Raw genomic sequence first — 10084 nt, 5'->3', positions numbered from 1 at the left:
AGCCTTGCTCAGGACGGCGACACCGGCGTCGAAGGCGGGTTAGCGGTGGCCGCAATGAACCAGGATTTGATCAGATCGAGGCTTTCGGCATGGCGCGGCTTGCGGGGATGGACGAGATAGAAATCGGAATCGACCTGCAGATCCGTCGTGGACAAGCGCATCAGGCGCCCGGCCTCGATGTCGTCGCGCACGAAGAGCAGACTGGCCAGCGCCGCCCCCTGCCCGGCAATGGCCGCGTCGATGGCAAGCGTCGTCTGGTTGAACCGCATGTTCTTGGCTGCGACCGGCCGGGCATCCGGCCACGCTTGTTCGAGGAATTGCGGCCAGACGTCATGGGCATCGTGCAGCAAGGGATAGGCAACCTGCCCGCCCGGCGCATTGAATTCCCCGAGCCTCTCGACCAGCAGCGGGCTGGCGACGGCGACCAGCACCTGCTCGAACAGCAGCGTCGCAGTCAGGCCCGGTCCGAAGGGCGGGCGCCCGTAACGGACTGCCAGATCGACCGCGTCGGCCTGGAAATTCGCCATGCGCTCACTGGCGAGAATGCGCAGGTCGATATCGGGATGGGCGGCGGTGAAGGCGGGCAGGCGCGGGATCAGCCATTTCGACGCGAAGCTCGGCGTGACGCTGATGGTCAAATGTTTCGGTTCCGGATGCAATGCCTCCGTCGCCTCGGCAATTAGTTCGAAGGCGCGCCGGATATTGGCGACATAGCTGCGCCCCGCATCGGTCGGCGCCAGACTGCGCGGGCCGCGATCGAAGAGTTTCTGGCCGAGGTCGGCTTCGAGGCCGCGGATCTGTTGCGCGACCGCGCCTTGCGTGACGCCCAGCTCCTCGGCCGCCAGCCGGAAATTGAGATGGCGACTGACGACCTCGAAAACCCGCAATCCGTTGAGCGGCGGCAGGCGTCTGAATTCGGCACTCATACGATAGTTTTTCTACTGCTTCGTGGAATGGGAACTGGTTGGCCAGCCTTGACGGAGAATGCTAGATATTCTGGCATCAGACATCGGTTTTGACAAACGGACCCATCCGAAAGCGAGGACGACATGGCAGCGGAAAAAGTGGCACTGATCACGGCGGGCGGCAGCGGCATGGGAGCGGCGGCTGCGCGGCGTCTGGCGCAGGAAGGGTTTCAGGTGGCGATCCTGTCGTCCTCGGGCAAGGGCGAGGCGCTGGCGGCCGAACTCGGCGGCTTCGGCGTCACCGGCTCGAACCAGTCGAACGACGACCTGAAGCGCCTCGTCGATGGCGCCATGGAGCGCTTCGGCGGCATCGACGTGCTGGTCAACAGCGCCGGCCACGGGCCGCGCGCTCAGATTCTCGAAATCAGTGATGAGGACTGGCATAAGGGTATGGACGTCTATCTGATGAACGTCATCCGCCCGACGCGGCTGGTGGCGCCGATCATGCAGAAGCAGCGCAGCGGCGCGATCGTCAATATCTCTACGGCCTGGGCCTTCGAGCCGAGCGCCATGTTTCCAACCTCGGCGGTGTTCCGCGCCGGTCTCGCCGCCTATACCAAGCTGTTCGCGGATACTTACGCGGGCGACAATGTGCGCATGAACAACGTGCTGCCCGGCTGGATCGACAGCCTGCCGGCGACCGAGGCGCGCCGCGACAGCGTGCCGATGAAGCGCTATGGCACCAGCGAGGAAATCGCCGCCACCGTGGCCTTTCTGGCTTCGGAAGGCGCGGGCTATATCACCGGCCAGAATCTGCGCGTCGATGGCGGCCTGATGCGCTCGCTCTGATCTCCAGGAGGGGAGGGCGGCCTTGCGCCGCCTTTTCCGTCAGATGCCGCCCATGCAGAGATATTTCATCTCCAGATAATCCTCCAGCCCGTGGCGGGAGCCTTCGCGACCGATGCCCGACTGCTTGATGCCGCCGAAGGGGGCGGCCTCGGAGGACATGCGGCCGGTATTGATGCCGACCATGCCGTATTCCAGCGCCTCGGCGACGCGCCAGACGCGCTTGAGATTGGAGGCGTAGAAATAGGCGGCGAGGCCGTAGATGGTATCGTTGGCCTCGCGCACCACCTGCTCGGCATCCTCGAAGTGGATAATGGCGGCCAGCGGCCCGAAGGTTTCCTCCTGCGCGACGCGCATCGTGCTGGTGATATCGGTCAAGACCGTCGGCGCGAAGAAGGTGCCGTCGGCAACGATGCGTTCGCCACCGCAGCGGATGGTGCCGCCCTTCTCCAGCGCATCGGCGATATGCGCCTCGATTTTCGCCAGCGCCCGCGTGTCGATCAGCGGGCCGATGGCGACGCCGGGATCGAAGCCGTCGCCGACCGACAATTGCCGCACCCTTTCTACGAATTTCTCGGCGAATTCGTCATGCACGCCGGACTGGATATAGAGCCGGTTGGCGGAAACGCAGGTCTGGCCGCCATTGCGGAATTTCGCCTGGATGGCGCCGTCGACGGCGGCATCGATATCGGCGTCGTCGAAGACGATGAACGGCGCATTGCCGCCGAGTTCGAGCGCGAGTTTCTTCACCTGGTCGGAACATTGCCGCATCAGCAGCCGGCCGACCTCGGTCGAGCCGGTGAAGCTGATCTTGCGCACCATCGGATGGGTGCACAGTTCCAAGCCGACATCGGCCCCTTCGGAAGCGTAGACGAGATTGATGACGCCGTCCGGAAAACCGGCGACTTCGGCCAGCGCAAACATGGCGCCGGCGACCAGCGGCGTCTGTTCGGCAGGCTTCAAGACGATGGCGCAGCCGGCCGCGAGCGCCGGCGAAATCTTGCGCGCCACCATCGAGGCCGGGAAATTCCAAGGCGTGATGGTCCCGACGACACCGATCGGCTGCTTGATGACCAGCATGCGCCGGTCGGTGGAGGGGGCGGAAATCGTCTCGCCATAGATGCGGTTGGCCTCCTCCGCATACCATTGCAGATAGGCGGCGGCATGGGAGACTTCCGATTTCGCCTCCGCCAGCGGCTTGCCCATTTCGGCCGTCAGGATGGCGGCGAGATCGTCAGTATGGTTAACGATCAGTTGATGCCAGCGCCAGAGCACATCGGAGCGATCACGCGCGGTCAGCGCGGCCCATTCGGCCTGCGCGGCATGGGCCTTTTCGATGGCGGCACGGGTATGGGCGACACCCATATCCGGCAACTCGGCCAGAAGCGCGCCGGTGGATGGGTTGTAGACCGAAAATGTCGGTTCTCCCGTGACGGGCCCGAGCGCGGGCAGCCGGTCGAGTGCTGCAAACAGATCGGGATCCTTGAGATGGCGAGTGAGCGCCGGAAACAATGCCACTTCGATATCCTCCACGCCGGGCAGGCTGTAATGCCTTGTTTTCACACGTCTTCGGTGAATTTTTTGCCCTTAGCCTAGCTATATCGCCGTGTGGCGCGCCCGCCAATATCCAATCCTGTCGCGGTGACATTCGCGGGTGACAACCGGAATGCAGAAAACCGCTATTCGCCAGGCCTGCGGTCCACAGCCGGTCGTGGCTGGTTCAGCCTACGCGAAATTCTTCCGTAGCCGCAGTTGCGCTCTGCGCGGCCCCTATCGGAGCCGTCCCCTGTGTGGTTTCAATGCCATCGTGCCGATCACTCCTGTCGCGTTCGGCGTCAGCGATGAACCGCTTTCGTCGTCAAGGCGGGGATTGCAGGTTGAGTGCGCCGGGCGTGATATCCCCGGCGCCGCCGCGCAATTGCTTGAGCTTGGCGATGATGTTGCGCAAGCTGGTGGCGCGGGCGGCGGATGCGTCCGAGCTGTGGGCGAGCACCACCAGCATGTCCTCTGCCTCGTCGAGCGAGACGATCCCGCGCATTGCCAGGCTTTCGATAAGCAACATCAGCACGCCTTCGGATGCCAATGCGCGTTTGCGCGTTTCTTTTTCTTTGTCCATGTCCGTTCTCCTGTGGGTCGAACGAAGCGGAGGTGGGCTTGGTTCCCGTCAAAGATTGGGCAAAGAGGGGAGGGGCCTGACGCCGGCGCTTACTGGCCCTCCTTGAGGCGGTAACCTATGCCGGTTTCGGTGAGGATGTAGCGCGGCTGGTCGGGGGTCTTCTCGATCTTCTGGCGCAACTGCCGCACATAGACGCGCAGATATTGCACATCGGTCAGCCCATCCCAGACATGTTCGAGCAGGTAGCGATGGGTCAGCACCTTGCCGGCATGCTGCACGAAGATGCGTAGGATATCGTATTCCTTCGGCGACAGTTTTATCTCATGGCCCTCGACTTTGACGATGCGCTTGACGAGATCGACGGTGAGATCCCCGGTCTGGAAGACCGGCTTTTCGCCTTGCGTCTGCAAACGGTGGCGCAACGCGACGTGGATGCGGGCGACGAGTTCGTTCATGCCGAAGGGTTTGGCGATATAGTCGTCGGCGCCGATTTCCAGCGCCTTGACGATGCCGGCCTCGTCGGTGCGGCTCGACAGGATGACGATCGGCAGGTCCAGCCCTTCGGCCCGCCATTTCGCCAAGAGATCGTGGCCGCCCATGTCCGGCAGGCCGAGATCGAGGACGATGAGGTCGGGCTGTTCGGTCTTCACCATCTCGATGGCGACCTTGGCGTTCATCGCCTCGCTGACGACATAGTCCTGCGTCGAGAGACCGACGCGCAGCAGCTTGCGGATCGGCGGTTCGTCGTCGACGATCAGGATGCGCACGGCGGTCTTGGTCATCTCAGCTCTCCTCAGTCGTGGCGTTCGGGCAGCGAAAGCCCGGCGCCGCCGGCCGGGACCGGCAGGCGGATGGTGAAGACGGCGCCGGGGCGCCCCTCGCGGTTTTCGGCGCGGATGCTGCCGCCCATCGCCTCGACGAAACCGCGGCAGATGGCAAGGCCCAGCCCGGTGCCGGCGCGCACATGGTCGCCTTTGCGCACCCGGTAGAAACTGTCGAAGATGCGTTCGAGATCGTCGGACGGGATACCCGGGCCTTCATCGACGACGGCGAGCAGGACGGAGGAACCCTCCCGCCAGCCGCGAAAGGCAATGACAGTCTCCGGCGGGGCATATTTGGCGGCATTGTCGATGAGGTTGAACAGCACCTGCTCGAACAATACGGGATCGACGCGAACCATCGGCAGTTCGGCGGGAATGGCGACCTCGATGCGATGGCGGGCGGTGATTTTTGCCGCGCGCGACAGCGCCGTGCCGACGATATCGCCAACGAAATGCAGCGCGTAATTCGGCTCCATGGCGCCGGCGCCGATGCGGGTCATGTCGAGCAGGTTGGAGATGAAGCGGTTCAGCCGCTCGGATTCGTCGACGATGGTGGCGACGAGATCGGCGCGCACATCCTCGGGAAACTCCGCCCCGAAATCCTGCAGCGTCCCGGCCGAGCCCATGATGGCGGCGAGCGGCGTCTTGAGGTCGTGGGAGATGGAGGTCAGCAGCGCGGTGCGCAGCCGGTCGGTCTCGGCGGCGAGTTTTGCCTTGTCGACATCGGAGACGAGCTGGATGCGCTCGATGGCCAGTGCCGCCTGATCGGCCAGCGCATCGAACAGCCGCTGCTGCTCCGGCGTCAGCAACGGCCCCTGCTTGTCGTTGTCGAGGCCGATGACGCCGACCGCCTCGCGGCCGGTGCGCATAGGCAGATAAAGGCGCTTCGCGCCGGGCAGCGTGTCGGCTGCGCGACCGGCCGGGCGGTTGTGCTCCCAGGCCCATTTGGCGGCGGCGATATCGGCATCGACGAGCGTATCGTCGGGCGGATAGCCGGCTTTGACGGCGATGGAGCCGTTTTCCGGCAGCAGGATGACGACGCGTACCTTCAGCATCGAGGCGATCTGGAAGGCTGTCGCCCAGAGCACGTCGTCGAGCGTGCCGGTTCCGGCCAGCTTTTTGGAAAACAGATAGAGGTCTTCGGTGGTGCGCGCCCGCTGGCGGGCCGCCGCCGCCTGCCGTTGCACGGCGGCCGTCAGGTTGGAGGCGACCAGCGCCACGCCGAGATAGAAGAACAGCGCCACCAGGCTTTCAGGATCGCGCACCGTCAGCGTGTAGCGCGGTTCGAGAAAGAAGAAGTTGAAGGAGAAAGCGCCGAGCAGCGAGGCGTAAAGCCCCGGCCCCAGCCCGCCACGCACCGCCGCCGCCAGCACCGCCATCAGGAAGACCAGTGCCAGATTGCGCACGTCGAGCGTCTGGTCGAGGGTGATGCCGGCGACGATGGCCAGTGCCACGAACAGCGTCGCCTTGAGATAGGGTTTCAGGCGGAAGGGGGCCGGTGGCTGCGCCGTCCGGACGCCGCGCTGCGGTTCCTCGCCGGCATTGCCGGAAATGACATGGACGCTGAGATCGCCGGCATGGCGGATCAGGTCTTCGGTGACCGAGCCGTGGAAAAGCTGTCGCCAGCGCGGTTTTTGCGGCCGGCCGACGATGACGTGGGTAAAGTTGTTGGCCTCGGCATAGGCGATAATCTCGCGCGAAGGCGCGAGCGCCGGCAGGGTCACGGTCTCGGCACCGAGCTGTTCGGCAAGCCGCATATTGGCGGCCAAGCGGTCCTTCAGCCGGTCGGGCAGCATGGCCGCCTGCGGCGTTTCCAGATGCAGCACCGTCCAGGGGGCGCGCAGCCGGTCGGCCTGGCGGCGGGCATAACGCACCAGATTGGCCCCGCCCGGGCCATGGCTGAGGCAGACCAGCACCCGGTCTCCCGCCGCCCACGGGCCGGAAATCGCATGCGCCTGCATGTGGTTCAGCAATTGCTCATCGACGCGTTGGGCGGTGCGGCGCAGCGCCAGTTCGCGCAGCGCCGTCAGGTTGCCGGGCGAAAAATAGTTCTCGATCGCGGCCCGCGCCGTCTGCGGCACATAGACCTTGCCGTCATGCAGCCGCTTGATCAGGTCGGCCGGGGTGATGTCGATGATCTCGACCTCGTCGGCCCGGTCGATGATCGAATCCGGCACGGTCTCGCGCACCCGCACGCGGGTGATCTGGGCGACGACGTCGTTCAGGCTCTCGACATGCTGGATGTTCAGCGTCGAATAGACGTCGATGCCGCGGGCGAGCAGTTCCTCGACATCCATGGTGCGCTTGGCATGGCGGCTGCCGGGCGCATTGGTGTGGGCGAGTTCGTCGACCAGCACCAGGGCCGGGCGGCGGGCGAGAATGGCGTCGAGATCCATCTCCTCCAGCATCTGGCCGCGATAGGCGACGGATTTGCGCGGGATGATCTCGAAACCGTCGAGCAGCGCCTGGGTTTCGCGCCGCCCGTGGGTCTCGACGATGCCGATCACCACGTCGATGCCATCGGCACGCCGCGCCCGGCCGGACATCAGCATCTCATAGGTCTTGCCGACGCCGGGGGCAGCGCCGAGGAAGATCTTGAGCCTGCCCTGCGCCTCGCGCTCGGCGCGCTCCAGAAGCGCGTCCGGCGAGGGTCTTTGCAGCGTGTCGCGACTGTCGTCGGGCATGGGTTTTCCTGTATGGCCGGCTGCGGCGTGACCCAGCCTTTCTATTTAGGACTTGCTTTCGTCAAGCGCCATGTTGAGGGCAAGCACGTTGACGACCGGTTCGCCGAGCACGCCAAGCGCGCGGTCTTCCACATGCTTTTCGACCAGTGCCTTGAGGGCGGCCTCGTCCATGTTGCGGGCTTTTGCGACGCGCGCCACCTGGAAATAGGCGGCTTCCGGCGAGATATGCGGATCGAGGCCGCTGCCCGAGGCGGTGACGAGATCGGCCGGCACCGGCATATCGGGGTTTTGCGCCTTTGCCGCTGCGGTATCGGCCTTCACCCGGTCGATCAGCTTGGCGCTGGTCGGGCCGAGGTTGGAGCCGGAGGAGGCGGCGGCGTTGTAGCCGTCGCCGGCCGCCGAGGGGCGGCCGTGGAAGTAGCGGTCGGAGGTGAAGGCCTGGCCGATCAGCCTGGAGCCGACGACCTTGCCGTCGCGCTCGATCAGGCTGCCGTTCGCCTGCGCCGGGAACAGGGCTTGTGCAATGCCGGTCATGCCGAGCGGATAGGCAAGGCCTGTGATGGCGGTGGTGGCGAGGATCATGACGAGCGCGGCGCGAAGCTGTTTGAACATGGGAAAGACTCCTTATGCGAGGCCGATGGCGGTGATGACCATGTCGATGGCCTTGATGCCGATGAAGGGCACGACGATGCCGCCGAGGCCGTAGACCAACAGGTTGCGGGAGAGCAGCGCGCCGGCGCCGACCGCCCGGTATTTGACGCCCCTCAGCGATAGCGGAATGAGCGCAATGATGATCAGCGCGTTGAAGATGATCGCCGAGAGGATGGCGCTTTGCGGATTGGCGAGCCCCATGATGTTGAGCACGCCGAGCTGCGGATAGAGCGCCAGGAACATCGCCGGGATGATGGCGAAATACTTGGCGATGTCGTTGGCGATGGAGAAGGTGGTCAGCGCCCCGCGCGTCATCAAGAGTTGTTTGCCGATCTCGACGATCTCGATCAGCTTGGTCGGGTCGCTGTCGAGGTCGACCATGTTGCCGGCCTCGCGAGCGGCGACCGTGCCGGTGTTCATGGCGACACCGACATCGGCCTGGGCAAGGGCCGGCGCGTCATTGGTGCCGTCGCCGCACATGGCGACCAGCTTGCCCTTGGCCTGTTCCTCGCGGATGAGCTGCAGCTTGTTTTCGGGCGTCGCCTGGGCGAGGAAATCGTCGACGCCGGCTTCGGCGGCAATCGCGGCGGCCGTCATCGGGTTGTCGCCGGTGATCATCACGGTGCGGATGCCCATGCGGCGCAGCTCGGCGAAACGTTCGCTGATGCCGCCCTTGACGATGTCCTTGAGCTGGACGACGCCGAGCAGCCATCCGTCGCGGGCAACGGCGAGCGGCGTGCCGCCGGCTTTGGCGATTTCTTCCGCAATGGTTTTCACCTCCTGCACGCTATCGCCGGCCGTCCGCAGCGCCAGCGCCGCATTGCCGCTGGAAACCGGTATCGCAGAGCCGACATAAGTCAGTACCGCATCCACCGCGCCCTTGCGGATCGCGGAGCCGTCGAGATCGACGCCGCTCATGCGGGTCTGGGCGGTGAAGGGGATGAAACTGGCATGCAGGCTGCCCATGTCGCGGGCGCGGATGGCATATTTCTCCTTGGCGAGCACAACGATGGAGCGGCCCTCCGGGGTTTCGTCGGCGAGCGAGGCGAGCTGGGCGGCATCGGCCAGTTCTTCCGCCGTGACGCCGGAGACGGGGCGGAATTCGGTCGCCTGGCGGTTGCCGAGCGTGATCGTGCCGGTCTTGTCGAGTAGCAGCGTATCGACGTCGCCGGCAGCCTCGACGGCGCGGCCGGACATGGCGAGCACGTTGAAGCGCACCAGCCGGTCCATGCCGGCAATGCCGATGGCCGAGAGCAGCGCGCCGATGGTGGTCGGGATCAGCGTCACGAACAGCGCCACCAGCACGATGATCGGGATCGAGCCGCCGGCATAGGACGCAAAGCTCGGGATCGTCGCCGTCGCCAGCACGAAGATCAGCGTCATGCCAGCGAGCAGGATGTTGAGGGCGATCTCGTTCGGGGTCTTCTGGCGCTCAGCGCCCTCGACCAGCGAGATCATGCGGTCGAGGAAGGTCGAGCCGGCAGCCGCCGTGATGCGCACGCGGATCCAGTCGGACAGCACCTGCGTGCCGCCTGTCACGGCCGAGCGGTCGCCGCCGGATTCGCGGATCACGGGGGCGGATTCGCCCGTGATCGCCGCTTCGTTGACCGAGGCGACGCCCTCGATCACCTCGCCATCGGAGGGGATGATGTCGCCGGCCTCGACGATGACGACGTCGCCGACCTTGAGGCTGGTGCCGGGCACCCGCTCGAACTGGGTGCGGTCGCTGCCGGTCAGCAGCTTGCCTTCCGTTTCCGTGCGGGTCTTGCGTAGCGCATCGGCCTGCGCCTTGCCGCGCCCTTCGGCGACGGCTTCCGCGAAATTGGCAAACAGCACGGTGAACCAGAGCCAGAGGTTGATCTGGAAGGAAAAGCTGAGATTGCCGCCGCCGGTGACGAGATCGCGGATAAACAGGATCGTGGTCAGCACCGAGACGGCGGCGACGACGAACATCACCGGATTGCGAGCGAGCGTGACCGGGTTGAGCTTGGTAACGGCAGCGCCGATTGCCGGCACGAGGATGCGAGGTTCGAGAATGCTCGCGGATTTGACGTGGGCCAT

The 10084-nt window shown here is 65.1% G+C and carries 8 protein-coding genes; 1 reads left to right on the top strand and 7 read right to left on the bottom strand.

Annotation, left to right across the window (positions count from 1 at the left end; translation table 11 throughout):
- Window positions 1-8: 8 nt before the first annotated feature.
- The gene (locus tag P7F60_RS24190; RefSeq protein ID WP_277920260.1) at window positions 9-926 is read right to left on the bottom strand and encodes a LysR substrate-binding domain-containing protein; all 918 of its coding nucleotides are present in this window, start codon (window positions 924-926) and stop codon (window positions 9-11) included.
- Between the two features lie 123 nt (window positions 927-1049).
- On the opposite strand from P7F60_RS24190, the gene P7F60_RS24185 reads away from it, so the two are divergent.
- A complete protein-coding gene (locus P7F60_RS24185) occupies window positions 1050-1754 on the top strand; it encodes an SDR family oxidoreductase (protein WP_277920259.1) in 705 nt (234 codons plus the stop codon).
- A gap of 39 nt (window positions 1755-1793) precedes the next feature.
- Here the strand turns inward: P7F60_RS24185 and P7F60_RS24180 are convergent, their stop codons facing one another.
- From P7F60_RS24180 to kdpB, 6 genes are all read right to left on the bottom strand, one after another.
- Window positions 1794-3224, bottom strand: a complete 1431-nt coding sequence (locus P7F60_RS24180) for an NAD-dependent succinate-semialdehyde dehydrogenase (protein WP_277920318.1) — start codon at window positions 3222-3224, stop codon at window positions 1794-1796.
- 385 nt (window positions 3225-3609) lie between these two features.
- Complete coding sequence (locus P7F60_RS24175; RefSeq protein ID WP_277920258.1) at window positions 3610-3867, bottom strand: hypothetical protein; 258 nt, start codon at window positions 3865-3867, stop codon at window positions 3610-3612.
- A gap of 89 nt (window positions 3868-3956) precedes the next feature.
- Window positions 3957-4649 (bottom strand): response regulator transcription factor, encoded by a 693-nt coding sequence (locus tag P7F60_RS24170; RefSeq protein WP_277920257.1) that lies wholly within the window; start codon window positions 4647-4649, stop codon window positions 3957-3959.
- An 11-nt stretch (window positions 4650-4660) separates the two neighbouring features.
- Window positions 4661-7372: a sensor histidine kinase KdpD gene (locus P7F60_RS24165; RefSeq protein WP_277920256.1), complete on the bottom strand. Its 2712-nt coding sequence runs from the start codon at window positions 7370-7372 to the stop codon at window positions 4661-4663.
- 45 nt (window positions 7373-7417) lie between these two features.
- Window positions 7418-7984: a potassium-transporting ATPase subunit KdpC gene (gene kdpC, locus P7F60_RS24160; protein ID WP_277920255.1), complete on the bottom strand. Its 567-nt coding sequence runs from the start codon at window positions 7982-7984 to the stop codon at window positions 7418-7420.
- A gap of 12 nt (window positions 7985-7996) precedes the next feature.
- Window positions 7997-10084, bottom strand: coding sequence for a potassium-transporting ATPase subunit KdpB (kdpB, locus tag P7F60_RS24155; protein ID WP_277920254.1), 2088 nt, complete (start codon window positions 10082-10084; stop codon window positions 7997-7999).

The organism is Rhizobium sp. YJ-22, assembly GCF_029601685.1.
Taxonomy (GTDB): Bacteria; Pseudomonadota; Alphaproteobacteria; order Rhizobiales; family Rhizobiaceae; genus Metarhizobium.
The sequence above is the reverse complement of the archived record's forward strand: the minus strand, read 5'-3'. Positions and strand labels throughout refer to the sequence as shown.

Excerpts from the sequence above, each read along its gene's own strand:
- P7F60_RS24190 (WP_277920260.1), bottom strand. The coding sequence starts at position 926 with ATGAGTGCCGAATTCAGACGCCTGCCGCCGCTCAACGGATTGCGGGTT.
- P7F60_RS24185 (WP_277920259.1), top strand. The coding sequence starts at position 1,050 with ATGGCAGCGGAAAAAGTGGCACTGATCACGGCGGGCGGCAGCGGCATG.
- P7F60_RS24175 (WP_277920258.1), bottom strand. The coding sequence starts at position 3,867 with ATGGACAAAGAAAAAGAAACGCGCAAACGCGCATTGGCATCCGAAGGC.
- P7F60_RS24170 (WP_277920257.1), bottom strand. The coding sequence starts at position 4,649 with ATGACCAAGACCGCCGTGCGCATCCTGATCGTCGACGACGAACCGCCG.
- P7F60_RS24165 (WP_277920256.1), bottom strand. The coding sequence starts at position 7,372 with ATGCCCGACGACAGTCGCGACACGCTGCAAAGACCCTCGCCGGACGCG.
- kdpC (WP_277920255.1), bottom strand. The coding sequence starts at position 7,984 with ATGTTCAAACAGCTTCGCGCCGCGCTCGTCATGATCCTCGCCACCACC.
- kdpB (WP_277920254.1), bottom strand. The coding sequence starts at position 10,084 with ATGGCCCACGTCAAATCCGCGAGCATTCTCGAACCTCGCATCCTCGTG.